This window comes from Buttiauxella sp. BIGb0471 (genome assembly GCF_024807715.1).
In the GTDB taxonomy this organism is placed as follows: Bacteria; Pseudomonadota; Gammaproteobacteria; order Enterobacterales; family Enterobacteriaceae; genus Buttiauxella; species Buttiauxella agrestis.
The window spans coordinates 83950-100336 of sequence record NZ_JANUEU010000008.1; the positions used below are offsets into that span (position 1 = coordinate 83950).

Sequence of the window (16387 nt, forward strand, 5' to 3'; positions counted from 1 at the left end):
GTCTGACATGCAAAAGCGGGCTATCTATCCAGGAACTTTCGATCCAATCACCAACGGCCATCTGGACATCGTGACTCGCGCATCGAAGATGTTCGATACCCTAATTTTGGCAATTGCTAACAGCCCGCACAAAAAAACCATGTTCACCCTTGAAGAAAGAGTGCATCTTGCGCAAGGCGTTACAGCCCATTTGCCTAATGTAGAAGTGGTCGGATTTGGCGATCTGATGGCGAATTTTGCCAAAACTCAACAAGCCAACATTCTGGTAAGAGGGTTACGTACAGCGGCTGATTTCGAGTATGAGATGCAACTGGCTCATATGAACCGTCACTTAATGCCAGAGCTGGAAAGCGTCTTCCTGATGCCATCAAAAGAGTGGTCTTTTGTCTCTTCATCATTGGTGAAAGAAGTCGCGCGCCACGCAGGTGACGTCGCACACTTCTTACCGGAACAAGTACACCAGGCGTTGCTTGAAAAACTAAAGTGATTATTTCTGGCAATGGCGGCAATAAAAAGTGCTGCGTTGCCCGTGCTTGCTGATGACAATTGGCGCACCGCACACCCGACACGGTTCCCCTGTACGGCCATAAACCTGTAGTTCCTGAGCGAAATATCCAGGTTTACCATCCGACTGTAAAAAATCCTTCAATGTCGTCCCACCTTGTTCAATCGAACGTAGCAGTACGGCTTTAATCGTTTTGACCAGTAATTCGCATTCGTTTTTTGACAACGACAGAGCAGCACGGTCAGGGTGAATCCCCGCAGCAAATAACGATTCGCTGGCATAAATATTACCGACACCGACGACCAGCTTGTTATCCATCAGCCAGGGCTTAATCGCCATTTTCTTTTTCGCGGATTTTTCACGCAGATACTCAGCCGAAAATTCGTCGCTTAAAGGTTCCGGTCCAAGATGCGCCAGAACATTACTGCCCTCTAGCTCTTTCGCCCACAGCCAGGCACCAAAACGGCGCGGATCGGTATAACGTAGTACTTTGCCATTGCTCATGACCAAATCCACGTGGTCATGCTTTTCAGCGGGATAATCTTCAGGGAGGATGCGTAAGCTGCCAGACATTCCGAGATGGATAATAATCCAACCGTCCGGAAGCTCCAGCAGAAGGTATTTGGCGCGGCGCTGTACGCTCAGAACAGGTTTATCGCTAAGCGCATGAATTTCATCAGAGACAGGCCAACGCAGACGGCCATTTCGCACAATCGCATGCAGAATGGTTTCGCCAACCAAATGCGGTTCAATACCTCGGCGACTGGTTTCTACTTCAGGTAATTCAGGCATCTCTCCTCCAGGCTCAAAACCCTAAAACAAAAAAACCCCGCCGAAGCGAGGTTTTCATCAAAGATACTAAAATTATTTAATTTTAGCTTCTTTGTACAGTACGTGTTGACGGACAACTGGATCGAACTTTTTCAGTTCCAGTTTTTCCGGCTTAGTACGCTTGTTCTTCGTGGTGGTATAGAAGTGACCAGTACCAGCAGAAGAAACCAGCTTGATCTTCTCGCGAACACCTTTAGCCATGACTTAGTTCCTCTTAGTACTTCTCGCCACGGGTACGCATATCGGCCAAGACCGTTTCGATACCCTTCTTATCAATTACACGCATACCTTTAGCAGATACACGCAGTGTGACAAAACGCTTCTCGCTCTCAACCCAAAAACGGTGAGAGTGCAGGTTCGGCAGGAAACGGCGTTTGGTCGCGTTCATTGCGTGGGAACGGTTATTACCGGTCACCGGACGCTTGCCAGTAACTTGGCAGACTCGGGACATGTCTATTCTCCAAAAATCAAATTAGCTCGAGCTTCGTATAGGGTTATGGCGCCTCGTCAGGCCGCAAGCCTGGTCCCTGGCGGTTCAATGTGAACCACAGTGCCAGGCGCATAATGCCAAAACCCGAGATTCTCAAAGGTGGCGTAGTATACGCTGCATAACGCATGTGCTCAAGTCCCGAACAGACAAAGATCCCCAAGGATCGCCTAATTCGTTCTAAATCCACCCACGTTCGGCAAAAGAAACGTACTCTCCACGGCCAATAACAAGGTGATCGAGCACTTGTATTTCCATAAACAGGCAAACTTTTATGATGCGTTCGGTAATAACACGATCAGCTTTGCTCGGTTCTGCTCGACCAGACGGGTGATTATGCGCGAGTATTAACGCCGCTGCATTGGATTTCATCGCTTCGCGCACAATTTCTCTTGGATGGACCTCTACATGGTTCAGCGTTCCAGAAAACATTGGGCAATGTTTAATCACCCGATGCTGGTTATCCAGAAAAATCACCATAAAGATCTCGCGTTCTGCATTCGTCAGTTGGCTCTGAATAAACTCCCTGACTGAATCTGGCCCTTTAAGGGTTAGTTCTTCAACTCCACGCGAGTAGTAATAACGCCTCGCCAACTCCGCAATGGCGTTGAGTTGCGTATATTTCGCTGCACCAATACCCTTCACATCCTTGAATTGTGAATAATCTGCCGACAACAGCCTGCTAAGTGAACCGAACTGCTCCAGCAAACTGTGCGCGAACGCGAGTACATTCATATTATTGCAGCCAGTGCGTAAAAAGAGTGCCAAAAGCTCCACATCGGATAATGCGCTGGCACCAAATTTCAGCAGCTTTTCACGCGGCATACTCGCCTTATCCAATTCCATTATTTCTTCCACCAGAACCTCCTTGCCCTTCTCTGGCAGTCATTGTGCACAACTCATCAAACACATTCGACATGCAGATTTACTCCATGCGGGATGTCTCGCAAACAGCAAAAAGTCGATACCGAATGAGTGTGGTAAAATAGCCAGATGACTGTGACTTCTGGTGGAAAAATCATGATGGGGCTTTCTGGCAAAAAAATTGTTCTGGGTGTGAGCGGCGGAATCGCTGCCTATAAGACACCAGAGCTGGTACGCCGTCTGCGTGAACGCGGCGCGGAGGTTCGAGTGGTTATGACAGAGGCAGCCAAAGCCTTTATTACGCCTCTGAGTTTACAAGCCGTGTCGGGTTATCCTGTGTCAGATAGCTTGCTGGATCCCGCAGCAGAAGCGGCAATGGGTCATATAGAATTAGGAAAATGGGCAGATTTAGTCATCCTGGCACCTGCCACAGCGGATTTAATTGCTCGCATTACCGCAGGCATGGCAAATGACCTTGTGAGTACAATATGTCTCGCAACCCCCTCTCCCATTGCGGTCGTGCCTGCCATGAATCAGCAAATGTACCGGGCAACTGCAACTCAGCACAATCTTGAAACTCTCGCTTCGCGCGGTTTACTGATATGGGGCCCAGACAGCGGCAGCCAGGCTTGTGGCGATGTTGGCCCGGGTAGAATGCTTGACCCTCTAACGATTGTTGAAATGGCCATTCAACATTTTTCTGTCATCAAAGATCTGCAACATCTTAATGTCATGATTACTGCAGGCCCGACCCGTGAACGTCTGGACCCGGTGCGCTACATCACCAATGATAGCTCGGGCAAAATGGGCTATGCGATTGCAGCGGCAGCGGCCGCGCGTGGTGCAAATGTGACATTAATCTCTGGCCCAGTTTCTTTGCCTACTCCAGCCAGGGTAAAACGTGTTGATGTCACCACCGCTCTGGAAATGGAAGCCGCAGTGCAACAACATGTCCAGACGCAACAAATTTTCGTTGGCTGTGCGGCCGTTGCAGATTATCGTGCCGCAATCGTTGCAGACGAAAAAATCAAAAAGCAAGGCGATGAAATTACAATAAAAATGATAAAAAACCCGGATATTGTTGCCGGGGTCGCAGCACTTTTAACTCATCGTCCTTATGTTGTTGGGTTTGCCGCCGAAACAAATAATGTGGAAGAATACGCCCAGCAAAAACGCCTGAGTAAAAACCTCGACCTGATTTGTGCAAATGATGTTTCACAAGCAGGACAAGGATTTAACAGCGAAAACAATGCATTACACCTTTTCTGGCAGGATGGAGATAAAGTCTTACCTCTCGAGCGTAAGGAACTCCTTGGCCATCTTTTACTGAACGAGATAGTTACCCGTTATGATGAAAAAAATCGACGTTAAGATTCTGGACCCACGCGTTGGCCAACAGTTCCCACTGCCGACTTATGCAACTTCCGGCTCTGCGGGTCTTGATCTACGTGCCTGCCTGGATGATGCTGTAGAGCTAGCTCCTGGTGTCACCAAGCTGATTCCAACGGGGCTGGCTATCCATATCGCCGATCCGTCTCTGGCGGCAGTCATTCTGCCTCGTTCAGGTCTTGGTCATAAGCATGGCGTAGTTTTAGGCAACCTTGTTGGGCTGATAGACTCCGATTACCAGGGTCAGTTGATGGTTTCAGTCTGGAACCGTGGACAAGACCACTTCACTATTGAACCCGGTGAGCGTATTGCTCAAATGGTGTTTGTGCCTGTCGTACAGGCTGAATTCAACCTGGTTGAAGATTTTGACTCCAGCGACCGCGGCGAAGGTGGTTTCGGCCATTCAGGCCGTCAGTAACTTCGTTTATACACGTAACCCCACAGCGTAAAAAATGTGAAAAAACCGCAAACTTTAAGTTTGCGAGCGCTGTGTGGCTACTTGCCTGACAAGTGCGTTATTTCAGGGGTATTTTAGAACATGGCAGAAAAACAAACTGCGAAACGGAATCGTCGCGAAGAAATACTTCAGTCTCTGGCCCAAATGCTTGAATCCAGTGATGGCAGCCAACGAATCACAACCGCCAAGCTCGCGGCAACTGTTGGCGTTTCCGAAGCTGCACTTTATCGACATTTTCCCAGTAAAACGAAGATGTTCGATAGCCTTATCGAGTTTATTGAAGACACTCTGATTACCCGTATCAATCTTATTCTGAAAGATGAGAAAGATACCCACGCACGTTTACGTTTAATCGTTCTCTTGATTCTGGGATTTGGCGAACGTAACCCTGGCCTGACTCGCATTCTTACCGGTCATGCATTGATGTTTGAACAAGACCGACTGCAAGGCCGGATCAATCAGCTTTTTGAGCGCATCGAAGTCCAGTTGCGCCAGGTCATGCGCGAAAAAAAGATGCGTGAAGGTGAAGGTTTCATTACCGATGAATCACTGCTGGCAAGTCTTCTTCTGGCATTTTGTGAAGGGACGCTGTCGCGTTTTGTACGTAGCGAATTCCGCTATTTACCGACCGATGATTTTGATACCCGCTGGCCGCTGGTTGCCGCACAGCTTCGTTAATTGAAAAGGGCCTTTAAAAGGCCCTTTTTCTTATACGCCGTACTGAGTTCGGTAATCCTGAACAGCCGCTAAATGCACGGCCATCTCAGGTTTTTCTTCCAGGTATTCAACCAGGTCTTTCAGAGTGATGATTGAAATCACTTTGCACTGGTAATCACGCTCAACTTCCTGAATAGCTGAAATTTCGCCACGGCCACGTTCCTGGCGGTCCAGAGAAATTAGCACACCCGCCAGGGATGCATTGTTCGCAGCAATGATTTCCATTGATTCACGGATTGCCGTCCCTGCGGTGATCACATCATCCACCAGCATCACGCGCCCTTGCAGTGCACTACCGACCAGGTTACCGCCTTCACCGTGATCTTTTGCTTCTTTGCGGTTAAAGCAATATGGCAGATCAAGCTCGTGATGTTCGGCCAACGCAACGGCCGTAGTCGTCGCAATTGGAATCCCTTTGTAAGCCGGCCCAAACAGCAAATCAAACTCAATCCCGGAATCGACTAACGCGGCGGCATAAAAACGACCCAACAGTGCCAGGTCACGCCCGGTATTGAACAGCCCTGCATTGAAGAAATAAGGGCTGGTGCGGCCAGATTTCAGCGTGAATTCGCCGAACTTAAGTACCTGCTTGTTAAGCGCAAACTCAATAAACTGGCGCTGATACGGTTTCATGGATTTGCTCCTATAAATTTCATTTGTACATTTACCTGAAATAATTCGAGTTACGTCATGGCGAGCGAATACTGCCAACGGCAATGCAACTTGAAGTATCACGGGTATAAAAAAGGCGACTCTCAGAGTCGCCTAAAATTAATTCTCTAACGCCGCCTTCTGCGCCGTTACGATTGATTCAATTCCCCCTCGCGCCAGCGCCAGTAGCGCCAACAACTCTTCATGGGTGAACGGCTCGCCTTCTGCGGTGCCCTGAACCTCAATCATGCGCCCATCTTCCATCATCACGACGTTCATGTCGGTTTCTGCTGCGGAATCTTCAACATATTCCAGGTCGCACAGAGCTTCGCCTTTAACGATACCGACTGATACTGCTGCAACCATCCCTTTCATTGGGTTGGTTTTTAATTTCCCAGCAGCAACCAGTTTGTTCAGAGCATCAGCCAGCGCAACACATGCACCCGTAATAGATGCTGTGCGAGTGCCGCCGTCTGCCTGCAAAACATCGCAGTCCAGAGTAATGGTGTATTCGCCGAGGACTTTCAAATCCACTGCTGCACGCAGTGAACGAGCAATCAGGCGCTGAATCTCAAGAGTACGGCCGCCCTGCTTACCTTTTGCTGCTTCACGAGCATTTCGGCTATGGGTTGCACGCGGCAACATACCATATTCAGCAGTGATCCAACCTTGTCCCTGGCCTTTCAGAAAGCGCGGAACACCCTCTTCAACGGTGGCGGTACAAAGTACTTTAGTATCGCCGAACTCGACCAGCACGGAGCCTTCTGCGTGTTTGGTGTAATTACGGGTCAGGGTGACTGGGCGCACTTGATCGGCGCTACGACCTGATGGACGCATGGGGTTATCTCCGGCTAAAACGAATGTGGCTGCGCATTATACGGACTTCGCTCGCTTATTCCTATCCTGTCAGGCCAGGCATGGCTATAATCCCCACATCTATTACAGAATACGGTTACGAAATATGATCCGCAGTATGACCGCCTATGCCCGACGTGAAGTTAAAGGCGAATGGGGCAGCGCCTCCTGGGAGTTACGTTCGGTAAATCAGCGTTATCTCGAAACTTACATCCGCATGCCGGAGCAATTCCGTAGCCTCGAACCTGTGGCTCGCGAGCGTATTCGTACTCGCTTAACCCGTGGGAAAGTCGAATGTAACCTGCGTTTCGAACCCGATGCTCGTTCTCAAAGCTCTTTGCTGCTCAATGAAAAACTGGCTAAACAGCTGGTTGAAGCTGCGAACTGGGTAAAAATGCAAAGCGACGAAGGCGAAATCAACCCGGTTGATATTCTACGCTGGCCTGGTGTGATGTCTGCTCAAGAGCAGGATCTTGATGCCATTACCGCTGAAATTCTTGCCGCATTGGACGGCGCGCTGGATGACTTCATTATTGCGCGTGAAACAGAAGGCCAGGCACTGAAAGAACTTATCGAGCAACGCCTTGAAGGTGTGAGCGGTGAAGTCGTTAAAGTTCGTGCGCAAATGCCAGAAGTTCTGAAATGGCAGCGCGAGCGTTTAGTTGCCAAACTTGAAGACGCTCAGGTTCAGCTTGAAAATAACCGTCTTGAACAAGAACTGGTGTTAATGGCTCAGCGTGTAGATGTCGCTGAAGAGCTGGACCGCCTCGAAGCGCACGTTAAAGAGACGTACAACATTCTGAAGAAAAAAGAAGCTGTTGGCCGCCGCCTCGACTTTATGATGCAAGAGTTCAACCGCGAGTCGAACACCCTGGCGTCAAAATCTATCAATTCAGATGTCACCAATTCAGCTATTGAATTGAAAGTGCTGATTGAGCAGATGCGCGAGCAGATCCAGAACATCGAGTAATGTTCATATTGAACTTTAAGCCCGCGCCATGCGGGCTTTTGTTAGTTGAGCTCTCTTTAAGCAACAATTTAACTAATCCATTTTAAATCCATCCAGCAATAAAAACCCATATATAACTGCCGATAAAAACATTTTTGCATTAGTAAATGTTATCGAAACCGCTTCGCTTTAAAAAAACTCAATCGTGATGTCATTCGCAAAACGTTACCCTCCCAGCGTTTAAATTGGGGGTATCAATGCTGTTACATATTCTTTATTTGGTCGGCATTACTGCCGAGGCAATGACCGGCGCGTTAGCGGCTGGCCGCCGTCGTATGGATACTTTCGGTGTGATTATCATCGCAACAGCCACGGCTCTTGGGGGGGGCTCAGTACGCGATATCCTCCTGGGGCACTACCCTCTGGGTTGGGTGAAGCATCCTGAATATGTCATCATTGTTGCCGTCGCGGCGGTACTCACAACAGTGTTTGCTCCTGTAATGCCTCACCTGCGCCGTCTTTTTCTGGTGCTGGACGCCTTGGGTCTGGTTGTGTTCTCGATCATCGGTGCGCAAATTGCGTTGGATATGGGCGAAGGGCCAATCATCGCAATAATTGCAGCCGTGGTAACGGGTGTGTTTGGCGGTGTTCTACGCGACATGTTCTGTAAACGCATCCCACTGGTGTTTCAGAAGGAATTGTATGCAGGCATTGCGTTCGCCTCTGCGGTGCTTTACATCGTTTTGCAGCACTACGTTTCCAACCAGGACGTCGTTATCATTTCCACATTGATATTTGGATTCACCACGCGTTTGCTGGCATTGCGCCTGCGCCTTGGCTTGCCCGTGTTTCATTACAAGCACGCGGATCACTAGTTGCTAAACCCCTGAATTCCCTGCTGCGCCAGAAAAGCCGCAAGGGCCGCGATTTGGGGGTGATTCACAAACTCCACCAACTTTTTAGCTCTCCCGGGACCAATACCGGGAAGCTTTTGCCAGCTTAGTTCATCCCGGGCGACTAAATGCAGCCATTGTGAATCCGGCATTGTCGTGAGTACTGCTCTTGGTAGCGGCAGACCAAATGCCATCAACCATTGTTTAAACGGCTGCTGCCGTGTTTTCGTGAATTGCTGCCAAAGTTGCACGGTTTTAGCTGAAGAGAAACCGCTAATTTTAGATAATTCTTCCTGCGTGAGCGCCAACCAGGAAAAGATATGTTCCAGGCTCAATTTTTGTTGGAGTTGCTGCCAGGAACTTACGCTCACACCATTGATATTCAAAACAGCGGGAGAGCTTATCCATGCCAGTCGAGCAATAAACTGCTCACGGCACCGGGTTTCGAAATACAAGCAACTTAAAGGCGTAATCATCTCTTTTGATGGAGGTTGCGGCTTATTACGCTGACTGACGCGCCAAACCACTTCATCAACTCGTGGTATCCCTTGCCCAGCAAGACTCACCATCACCTGATCACCAGGCGCGATATCCATAGTCTGCCAACGTTTAACTGAACCGATGTTGACGCGTTTAACTTGTTTATCGTCAATCTGTAAAGGGTTCAGGTTTAGGACAACGGCAATTTTTCCAGTGCGTCCAATCGAGAATTGAATATCTTTAACTTCTGCAAGTTGCTGTGCCGGTGGAAACTTCCAGGCTATCACCCATGTCGCTTTGCCAGGAAGCCAATACTTCCCGGCCGATTCCTGGGATTGGCGAATGACAATCCCATCCGTCACAAACGGTAGGGAGCCCGCAAACCAGGACTCCCGTAGTGTGGCAATATCGCTCATGGATTTAATAGGTTTTGACCATGTTTTAGTCAGTGAGAAACCAGCTTTCTCAAGCGCGTTTAGCTTTTGGTTCATATCAGCGGGGCCATCAGGCCACGCCCAAATAAATATCCCCAATTCCTTGAGTAATCCCGCATCCCCCTTGCGCATCATGGCACCGGCGGCTTTTCCCCTGGCACTGATACTCCCCATTGTTTTCTGTACATGATTTTCCCTTTTCAAGAAAATCTCGCCCTGTAAAACACTGTTGGCCAGCGGTCCGGAAAGCACTTTAGGAATGGCATCAATCATTTTGGCTTTTGCCGTCCAGTCCTGTCCTTTCTCGCCATCGCCACGGCTAAGGAGTTTGAGCAAACGACCCTGTTGATAAACCAGTGTTACCGCAACGCCATCCACTTTGGGCTGTACCCAAAGATCTGACTTGCCATTTATCCACTGTGCAACAGCCGCAGCATCCGGAAGTTTTTTAACACCGGTATGAGCAATCGGGTGCAGCACTTTCCCCTCCGTGAAAAGCTGAGGTTCTTGCGGTTGCTCCGCAGGGTTAAAACAATGCTGCCATTCATTAAACTGACTGCGTAGCCCATCGTAGGTCGCGTCACTGACAATACTGGTACCTTGTTGGTAATAGGCCCGATCCCATTCTGTTAGCTTTTCGTTCAGTTTTCCCATCTCCTTCTGGGCGTGCACAGGCGACCAGTCAGGGCAGGTTGCTGATTCCACTGAGCTGAGCAAAACCAGCAAACCGATAAGTTTTGTTATCCACAACATAAATCCCTCCATTTCAAACTCAGGAAGGTATAACGCCAGGAAGTGAGCATGACGAATGATGATTCAGCAGTATGCGAGGGGCTTTCACAGGAAGTTAATTTGTTGCAGTAACACGATGTGATCTTTGGAAAGTATTACGCAAAATGGCAGAAATATTGCCATTGAACGTGACAAATTCACCGTGACGGGAAGACGCCGTGTATAATAGGCCGGTATACGCACTTCTTTTTATGCTTACCGAATAAGTTAGAACTCATGGCTCAAGGCACGCTTTATATTGTTTCCGCTCCAAGTGGAGCAGGAAAATCCAGCCTCATCCAGGCTTTGTTAAAGACACAACCGCTGTACGACACGCAAGTTTCTATTTCCCACACCACTCGTGGTATTCGACCGGGAGAGAAACATGGCGAGCACTATTTCTTTGTGGAAAAGGAAGAGTTTAAGCAGATGATTGCTGAAGACGCATTCCTTGAACATGCAGAAGTGTTCGGTAATTACTACGGCACATCTCGCCATGCCATTGAGCAAGTTTTGGCAACGGGCGTTGACGTTTTCCTGGACATTGACTGGCAAGGTGCGCAGCAAATCCGTGAGAAAATGCCGCAAGCCCGCAGTATCTTTATTCTGCCACCGTCAAAAGACGAGCTGGACAGACGCCTGCGTGGTCGCGGACAAGATAGTGAAGAAGTTATCACGAAGCGTATGGAACAGGCTGTTGCAGAAATGAGCCATTACGCTGAATATGACTATTTAATCGTCAACGACGATTTTGACACCGCACTGTCAGATTTAAAAATTATCATTCGTGCCGAGCGTCTACGAATGGGTCGCCAAAAAGCGCGACATGACGCTTTAATCAGCAAACTATTGGCAGACTGAGCCCAGTTTCAGTATCATGCCCAGTCATTTCTTCATCTGTGGAGCATTTTAATTATGGCACGCGTAACTGTTCAGGACGCTGTTGAGAAAATTGGTAACCGTTTTGACCTGGTTCTGGTCGCCGCACGTCGCGCTCGTCAGATGCAAACTGGTGGTAAAGATCCACTCGTTGCTGAAGAAAACGACAAAACGACTGTAATCGCACTGCGAGAAATCGAAGAAGGGTTGATCACCAACCAGATTCTCGATGTTCGTGATCGCCAGGAACAGCAAGAGCAGGAAGCCGCAGAATTGCAGGCCGTTACCGCTATTGCTGAAGGTCGTCGTTAATTAGCCTGCGGGTAGCCCTTGTATCTGTTTGAAAGCCTGAATCAACTGATTCAAACATACTTGCCCGAGGAGCAGATTAAGCGACTTCGGCAAGCATACCTTGTTGCGCGTGATGCTCACGAGGGACAAGCACGTTCAAGCGGTGAACCTTATATCACCCATCCCGTAGCTGTTGCCTGCATTCTGGCCGAGATGAAACTCGACTATGAAACGCTGATGGCCGCTCTACTGCATGATGTGATTGAAGACACCCCTGCCACCTACCAGGATATGGAACAACTGTTTGGCAAAAGCGTTGCCGAACTGGTGGAAGGGGTATCTAAGCTCGACAAACTGAAATTCCGCGATAAGAAAGAAGCTCAGGCTGAAAACTTCCGCAAAATGATCATGGCGATGGTGCAAGATATCCGCGTCATTCTGATCAAACTCGCTGACCGTACGCACAACATGCGCACTCTTGGGGCGTTGCGCCCTGATAAGCGTCGCCGCATTGCTCGCGAAACCCTCGAAATTTATAGCCCCCTGGCACACCGTCTTGGTATTCATCACCTGAAAACCGAGCTTGAAGAACTGGGCTTTGAAGCGCTTTACCCGAACCGCTATCGCGTCATTAAAGAAGTCGTGAAAGCCGCACGTGGTAACCGCAAAGAGATGATTCAAAAAATCCTCTCGGAAATCGACGGGCGTTTGCAAGAAGCAGGCATTCCCTGCCGCGTCAGTGGCCGCGAGAAACATCTTTACTCCATCTACTGCAAAATGACGCTTAAAGAGCAGCGTTTCCACTCGATTATGGACATCTACGCTTTCCGCGTAATTGTTCACGATATGGATACCTGTTATCGCGTTCTTGGGCAGATGCATAGTCTCTACAAGCCCCGTCCAGGCCGGGTTAAAGACTATATCGCCATTCCAAAAGCGAACGGATATCAGTCCCTGCATACTTCAATGATTGGCCCACACGGTGTGCCAGTTGAAGTGCAAATCCGTACCGAAGATATGGACCAGATGGCAGAAATGGGTGTTGCCGCTCACTGGGCTTATAAAGAGCAAGGTGAAAGTAGTACTACCGCGCAAATCCGCGCCCAGCGCTGGATGCAAAGCTTGCTGGAACTCCAGCAAAGCGCAGGCAGCTCATTTGAATTTATCGAGAGCGTGAAATCCGATCTGTTCCCGGATGAGATTTACGTTTTCACCCCGGAAGGGCGCATTGTCGAATTGCCGGCGGGCGCGACACCTGTCGATTTCGCCTATGCCGTGCATACTGACATCGGCCACGCCTGTGTTGGTGCTCGTGTCGACAGGCAACCCTATCCGCTGTCTCAGTCGCTTAGCAGCGGCCAGACAATCGAAATCATTACCGCACCGGGCGCTCGCCCTAATGCCGCATGGCTGAATTTCGTTGTGAGCTCTAAAGCCCGCGCCAAAATCCGCCAGATGCTGAAAAACCTCAAGCGAGACGATTCCGTCAGCCTGGGGCGCCGTCTGCTGAACCATGCATTAGGTGGTAGCCGCAAGCTTGCCGAAGTTCCGCCGGAAAATATTCAACGTGAGCTTGAGCGTATGAAGCTCGCCACGCTTGACGATTTGCTGGCTGAGATTGGTTTAGGCAACGCCATGAGCGTAGTGGTGGCGAAGAATCTGCAAGGTGAATCATCGGTAATTGCGCAAGGAAATACGCCCGCGCACAGCCACTTGCCTATCAAAGGCGCTGACGGCGTGCTGATTACCTTCGCGAAGTGTTGCCGCCCAATTCCTGGTGACCCGATTGTGGCTCACGTCAGCCCTGGTAAAGGGTTAGTTATTCACCATGAGTCCTGCCGTAATATCCGTGGCTACCAAAAAGAAGCCGAGAAGTTTATGGCGGTCGAGTGGGATAAAGAGACCGAGCAAGAATTCCTCACTGAAATTAAAGTGGATATGTTCAACCATCAGGGTGCATTGGCAAACCTGACTGCGGCAATCAATACCGCAGGTTCGAATATCCACAGTCTGAATACTGAAGAGAAAGATGGCCGCGTTTACAGCGCGTTCATTCGTTTATCTGCCCGCGATCGTGTTCATCTGGCCAATGTTATGCGCAAAATTCGCGTAATGCCGGATGTCATTAAAGTTACCCGCAACCGAAACTAGTGTTATGAATCCTCAACGTTATGCGCGTATTTGCGAGATGCTTGCCAGGCGTCAGCCTGATCTGACCGTCTGCATGGAACAAGTCCATAAACCTCATAACGTCTCAGCGATTATTCGCACCGCTGATGCAGTGGGCGTGCATGAAGTTCACGCGGTTTGGCCTGGTAACAGAATGCGTACCATGGCCTCTTCTGCTGCCGGAAGTAATTCCTGGGTTGAAGTGAAAACACATCGCAATATTGGCGATGCCGTTAGCCATCTGAAAAACAACGGGATGCAAATCCTCGCCACCAACCTTTCTGATAAAGCCGTCGATTTTCGCGAAATTGATTACACGCGCCCGACCTGCATTCTGATGGGTCAGGAAAAAACCGGTATCACACAAGAAGCACTAGCGCTGGCTGACCAGGACATCATTATTCCGATGGTTGGCATGGTGCAATCTCTAAACGTTTCCGTGGCTTCCGCCCTCATTCTTTATGAAGCGCAGCGCCAACGTCAGAACGCAGGAATGTATCAACGCGAAAACAGTACCCTGCCGGAGTCCGAGCAGCAGCGACTGTTGTTTGAAGGCGGTTACCCGGTGCTGGCGCGAGTTTCTCGCCGTAAAGGTTTGCCCTACCCGCATGTGAATCAGCAAGGTGAGATAGAAGCTGATGCCGCATGGTGGGCCACAATGCAATCTGCGGAGTAGTCGGATGAAAGGCCGTTTGCTGGATGCCATACCGTTAAGTACGCTTGCCGGAGTGGGCGCCAGCCAGAGCGGTAAACTGGCCAAAATTGGCTTGTATACCATTCAGGATCTTCTTCTCCACCTTCCGCTTCGCTACGAAGACCGCACCCATCTCTACCCTATTAACGACCTTATACCCGGTGTATACGCCACGGTAGAAGGCGAAGTGCTGAACTGTAATATCAGTTTTGGCCGCCGCCGTATGATGACCTGCCAGATTTCTGACGGTACCGGCATCCTGACGATGCGGTTTTTCAACTTCAACGCCGCAATGAAAAACAGCCTCGCGAACGGTAAACGCGTGCTTGCCTATGGCGAAGCAAAACGCGGAACTCATGGCGCGGAAATGATTCACCCGGAATACCGTATTCAGGGTGACCTCAGCACACCAGAATTGCAGGAAACGCTGACGCCGGTTTACCCCACGACGGAAGGTATCCGCCAGGCTACATTGCGCAAGCTGACCGACCAGGCTCTGGAATTGCTGGATACCTGCGCGATTGCCGAGTTGCTCCCGGCTGATTTGAGCAAGGGAATGATGAGCCTGCCAGAAGCGTTGCGCACTCTGCATCGCCCGCCGCCAACCATGCAGTTAGCCGATCTGGAAACCGGGAAACACCCGGCTCAACAGCGCTTAATCCTCGAAGAATTACTGGCTCATAACCTGAGCATGCTCGCGTTACGTGCGGGTGCCCAGCGTTATCATGCGTTGCCGTTGCATAATCATGACGAGTTAAAAAACCGCCTGTTAGCAGCACTGCCGTTTAAACCAACCCAGGCGCAAGAACGGGTCGTGGCAGAAATCGAACACGACTTAGCGCTCGATGTACCAATGATGCGCCTGGTGCAAGGTGATGTGGGATCGGGCAAAACGCTGGTTGCTGCACTCGCCGCACTGCGTGCGATTGCGCATGGCAAACAAGTCGGTCTGATGGCACCAACCGAATTGCTCGCCGAGCAGCACGCCAATAACTTCCGCCAGTGGTTTGCGCCGCTGGGAATTGAAGTGGGCTGGCTTGCAGGAAAGCAGAAAGGCAAAGCCCGTATCGCTCAGCAAGACGCAATCGCCAGCGGCCAGGTGTCGATGGTGGTGGGAACGCACGCGATCTTCCAGGAACAGGTGCAGTTCTCGCAGCTCGCGTTAGTCATCATTGATGAACAACATCGCTTTGGCGTCCATCAACGTCTGGCGCTGTGGGAAAAGGGCCAGATTCAGGGATTCCATCCGCATCAACTTATCATGACTGCCACCCCAATTCCGCGCACGCTGGCAATGACGGCCTATGCTGATCTGGATACGTCAACTATCGACGAGCTGCCTCCAGGCCGTACGCCAGTTACCACTGTGGCGATTCCTGATACGCGCCGCAACGATATTATCGAACGGGTACGAGAAGCGTGTAGCAATGAAGGTCGCCAGGCGTACTGGGTCTGTACACTGATAGAAGAGTCTGAATTGCTGGAAGCGCAGGCTGCAGAAGTCACATGGGATGAGTTAAAAGCTGCCCTGCCGAATCTGAACGTTGGCCTGGTTCATGGCCGCATGAAGCCTCAAGAAAAGCAGGCCGTGATGCAGGCTTTCAAAGAAGGCTCGATTCATCTGTTGATTGCCACAACCGTTATTGAAGTGGGTGTCGATGTGCCGAATGCCAGCCTGATGATTATTGAAAACCCGGAACGTCTCGGTCTTGCGCAACTCCACCAGCTTCGTGGCCGTGTTGGCCGTGGTGCCGTCGCATCCCACTGCGTGTTGCTTTATAAATCGCCGCTATCGAAAACGGCGCAGCTGCGATTGCAGGTGTTGCGCGATAGCAATGATGGCTTTGTGATTGCACAAAAGGATTTAGAAATTCGTGGGCCAGGTGAATTACTCGGCACGCGCCAGACGGGGAATGCCGAGTTTAAAGTAGCTGATTTGCTGCGCGATCAGGCGATGATTCCAGAAGTACAGCGCCTTGCGCGCCATATCCATGAACGCTATCCCGAGCAGGCAACCGCGCTCATTGAACGCTGGATGCCTGAAACGGAACGCTATTCAAATGCCTGATGC

General features: G+C 50.1%; 18 protein-coding genes. 11 read left to right on the forward strand and 7 right to left on the reverse strand.

Annotated elements, in window-relative coordinates; translation table 11 throughout:
• Positions 1-7: 7 nt before the first annotated feature.
• The gene (gene coaD, locus M2371_RS20130) at positions 8-487 is read left to right on the forward strand and encodes a pantetheine-phosphate adenylyltransferase (RefSeq protein WP_172895999.1); all 480 of its coding nucleotides are present in this window, start codon (positions 8-10) and stop codon (positions 485-487) included.
• Here coaD and mutM read toward each other — a convergent pair whose 3' ends face one another.
• The 4 genes from mutM to radC all read right to left on the reverse strand — a co-directional run bounded on the left by mutM (position 488) and on the right by radC (position 2669).
• Complete coding sequence (gene mutM, locus M2371_RS20135) at positions 488-1297, reverse strand: bifunctional DNA-formamidopyrimidine glycosylase/DNA-(apurinic or apyrimidinic site) lyase (protein ID WP_172896000.1); 810 nt, start codon at positions 1295-1297, stop codon at positions 488-490. It lies immediately after the preceding gene.
• Positions 1298-1369: 72 nt separating this feature from the next.
• On the reverse strand, positions 1370-1537 hold the full coding sequence (rpmG, locus tag M2371_RS20140) for a 50S ribosomal protein L33 (RefSeq protein WP_002208990.1): 168 nt from the start codon (positions 1535-1537) through the stop codon (positions 1370-1372).
• 13 nt (positions 1538-1550) lie between these two features.
• Positions 1551-1787: a 50S ribosomal protein L28 gene (gene rpmB, locus M2371_RS20145; protein ID WP_034461465.1), complete on the reverse strand. Its 237-nt coding sequence runs from the start codon at positions 1785-1787 to the stop codon at positions 1551-1553.
• A 216-nt stretch (positions 1788-2003) separates the two neighbouring features.
• Positions 2004-2669, reverse strand: coding sequence for a DNA repair protein RadC (radC, locus tag M2371_RS20150; RefSeq protein WP_259268570.1), 666 nt, complete (start codon positions 2667-2669; stop codon positions 2004-2006).
• A gap of 177 nt (positions 2670-2846) precedes the next feature.
• Between radC and coaBC the strand changes: the two genes are divergently transcribed.
• The 3 genes from coaBC (at position 2847) to slmA (ending at position 5211) form a co-directional block, all read left to right on the forward strand.
• Entirely contained in the window at positions 2847-4058 is a 1212-nt protein-coding gene (gene coaBC / locus M2371_RS20155) for a bifunctional phosphopantothenoylcysteine decarboxylase/phosphopantothenate--cysteine ligase CoaBC (protein ID WP_259268571.1), read from the forward strand.
• Positions 4036-4494 carry a dUTP diphosphatase gene (dut, locus tag M2371_RS20160; RefSeq protein WP_034499988.1) on the forward strand — a complete coding sequence of 153 codons (459 nt, stop codon included), beginning with the start codon at positions 4036-4038 and terminating at the stop codon, positions 4492-4494. Before coaBC ends, dut begins: the two co-directional genes overlap by 23 nt.
• A gap of 120 nt (positions 4495-4614) precedes the next feature.
• A complete protein-coding gene (slmA, locus tag M2371_RS20165; RefSeq protein WP_172896001.1) occupies positions 4615-5211 on the forward strand; it encodes a nucleoid occlusion factor SlmA in 597 nt (198 codons plus the stop codon).
• A gap of 30 nt (positions 5212-5241) precedes the next feature.
• Here slmA and pyrE read toward each other — a convergent pair whose 3' ends face one another.
• The gene (gene pyrE, locus M2371_RS20170; protein WP_259268555.1) at positions 5242-5883 is read right to left on the reverse strand and encodes an orotate phosphoribosyltransferase; all 642 of its coding nucleotides are present in this window, start codon (positions 5881-5883) and stop codon (positions 5242-5244) included.
• A 138-nt stretch (positions 5884-6021) separates the two neighbouring features.
• Positions 6022-6738 carry a ribonuclease PH gene (gene rph / locus M2371_RS20175; protein ID WP_115631686.1) on the reverse strand — a complete coding sequence of 239 codons (717 nt, stop codon included), beginning with the start codon at positions 6736-6738 and terminating at the stop codon, positions 6022-6024.
• Between the two features lie 124 nt (positions 6739-6862).
• Between rph and M2371_RS20180 the strand changes: the two genes are divergently transcribed.
• The gene (locus tag M2371_RS20180) at positions 6863-7726 is read left to right on the forward strand and encodes a YicC/YloC family endoribonuclease (RefSeq protein WP_034499984.1); all 864 of its coding nucleotides are present in this window, start codon (positions 6863-6865) and stop codon (positions 7724-7726) included.
• A gap of 236 nt (positions 7727-7962) precedes the next feature.
• Complete coding sequence (locus tag M2371_RS20185; RefSeq protein ID WP_034499983.1) at positions 7963-8580, forward strand: trimeric intracellular cation channel family protein; 618 nt, start codon at positions 7963-7965, stop codon at positions 8578-8580.
• Here the strand turns inward: M2371_RS20185 and ligB are convergent.
• A complete protein-coding gene (gene ligB, locus M2371_RS20190) occupies positions 8577-10265 on the reverse strand; it encodes an NAD-dependent DNA ligase LigB (RefSeq protein WP_259268556.1) in 1689 nt (562 codons plus the stop codon). The two genes, M2371_RS20185 and ligB, sit on opposite strands and share 4 nt — an antisense overlap.
• A 255-nt stretch (positions 10266-10520) precedes the next feature.
• Here ligB and gmk point away from each other — a divergent pair, with 255 nt between their 5' ends.
• The 5 genes from gmk to recG are packed head-to-tail and all read left to right on the forward strand — an operon-like array spanning position 10521 to position 16384.
• Positions 10521-11144 (forward strand): guanylate kinase, encoded by a 624-nt coding sequence (gmk, locus tag M2371_RS20195; protein ID WP_034499981.1) that lies wholly within the window; start codon positions 10521-10523, stop codon positions 11142-11144.
• Between the two features lie 54 nt (positions 11145-11198).
• Positions 11199-11474, forward strand: coding sequence for a DNA-directed RNA polymerase subunit omega (gene rpoZ, locus M2371_RS20200; protein ID WP_034499980.1), 276 nt, complete (start codon positions 11199-11201; stop codon positions 11472-11474).
• 18 nt (positions 11475-11492) lie between these two features.
• Positions 11493-13604: a bifunctional GTP diphosphokinase/guanosine-3',5'-bis pyrophosphate 3'-pyrophosphohydrolase gene (spoT, locus tag M2371_RS20205; RefSeq protein ID WP_259268557.1), complete on the forward strand. Its 2112-nt coding sequence runs from the start codon at positions 11493-11495 to the stop codon at positions 13602-13604.
• Positions 13605-13608: 4 nt separating this feature from the next.
• Entirely contained in the window at positions 13609-14298 is a 690-nt protein-coding gene (gene trmH, locus M2371_RS20210; RefSeq protein WP_034499977.1) for a tRNA (guanosine(18)-2'-O)-methyltransferase TrmH, read from the forward strand.
• A 4-nt stretch (positions 14299-14302) separates the two neighbouring features.
• Entirely contained in the window at positions 14303-16384 is a 2082-nt protein-coding gene (recG, locus tag M2371_RS20215) for an ATP-dependent DNA helicase RecG (protein ID WP_259268558.1), read from the forward strand.
• Positions 16385-16387 lie beyond the last annotated feature (3 nt).

What these genes read in the sequence shown, in the direction of transcription:
- coaD (WP_172895999.1), top strand. Translation starts at nt 8, where the DNA reads ATGCAAAAGCGGGCTATCTATCCAGGAACTTTCGATCCAATCACCAAC.
- mutM (WP_172896000.1), bottom strand. Translation starts at nt 1,297, where the DNA reads ATGCCTGAATTACCTGAAGTAGAAACCAGTCGCCGAGGTATTGAACCG.
- rpmG (WP_002208990.1), bottom strand. Translation starts at nt 1,537, where the DNA reads ATGGCTAAAGGTGTTCGCGAGAAGATCAAGCTGGTTTCTTCTGCTGGT.
- rpmB (WP_034461465.1), bottom strand. Translation starts at nt 1,787, where the DNA reads ATGTCCCGAGTCTGCCAAGTTACTGGCAAGCGTCCGGTGACCGGTAAT.
- radC (WP_259268570.1), bottom strand. Translation starts at nt 2,669, where the DNA reads ATGGAATTGGATAAGGCGAGTATGCCGCGTGAAAAGCTGCTGAAATTT.
- coaBC (WP_259268571.1), top strand. Translation starts at nt 2,847, where the DNA reads ATGGGGCTTTCTGGCAAAAAAATTGTTCTGGGTGTGAGCGGCGGAATC.
- dut (WP_034499988.1), top strand. Translation starts at nt 4,036, where the DNA reads ATGATGAAAAAAATCGACGTTAAGATTCTGGACCCACGCGTTGGCCAA.
- slmA (WP_172896001.1), top strand. Translation starts at nt 4,615, where the DNA reads ATGGCAGAAAAACAAACTGCGAAACGGAATCGTCGCGAAGAAATACTT.
- pyrE (WP_259268555.1), bottom strand. Translation starts at nt 5,883, where the DNA reads ATGAAACCGTATCAGCGCCAGTTTATTGAGTTTGCGCTTAACAAGCAG.
- rph (WP_115631686.1), bottom strand. Translation starts at nt 6,738, where the DNA reads ATGCGTCCATCAGGTCGTAGCGCCGATCAAGTGCGCCCAGTCACCCTG.
- M2371_RS20180 (WP_034499984.1), top strand. Translation starts at nt 6,863, where the DNA reads ATGATCCGCAGTATGACCGCCTATGCCCGACGTGAAGTTAAAGGCGAA.
- M2371_RS20185 (WP_034499983.1), top strand. Translation starts at nt 7,963, where the DNA reads ATGCTGTTACATATTCTTTATTTGGTCGGCATTACTGCCGAGGCAATG.
- ligB (WP_259268556.1), bottom strand. Translation starts at nt 10,265, where the DNA reads ATGTTGTGGATAACAAAACTTATCGGTTTGCTGGTTTTGCTCAGCTCA.
- gmk (WP_034499981.1), top strand. Translation starts at nt 10,521, where the DNA reads ATGGCTCAAGGCACGCTTTATATTGTTTCCGCTCCAAGTGGAGCAGGA.
- rpoZ (WP_034499980.1), top strand. Translation starts at nt 11,199, where the DNA reads ATGGCACGCGTAACTGTTCAGGACGCTGTTGAGAAAATTGGTAACCGT.
- trmH (WP_034499977.1), top strand. Translation starts at nt 13,609, where the DNA reads ATGAATCCTCAACGTTATGCGCGTATTTGCGAGATGCTTGCCAGGCGT.
- recG (WP_259268558.1), top strand. Translation starts at nt 14,303, where the DNA reads ATGAAAGGCCGTTTGCTGGATGCCATACCGTTAAGTACGCTTGCCGGA.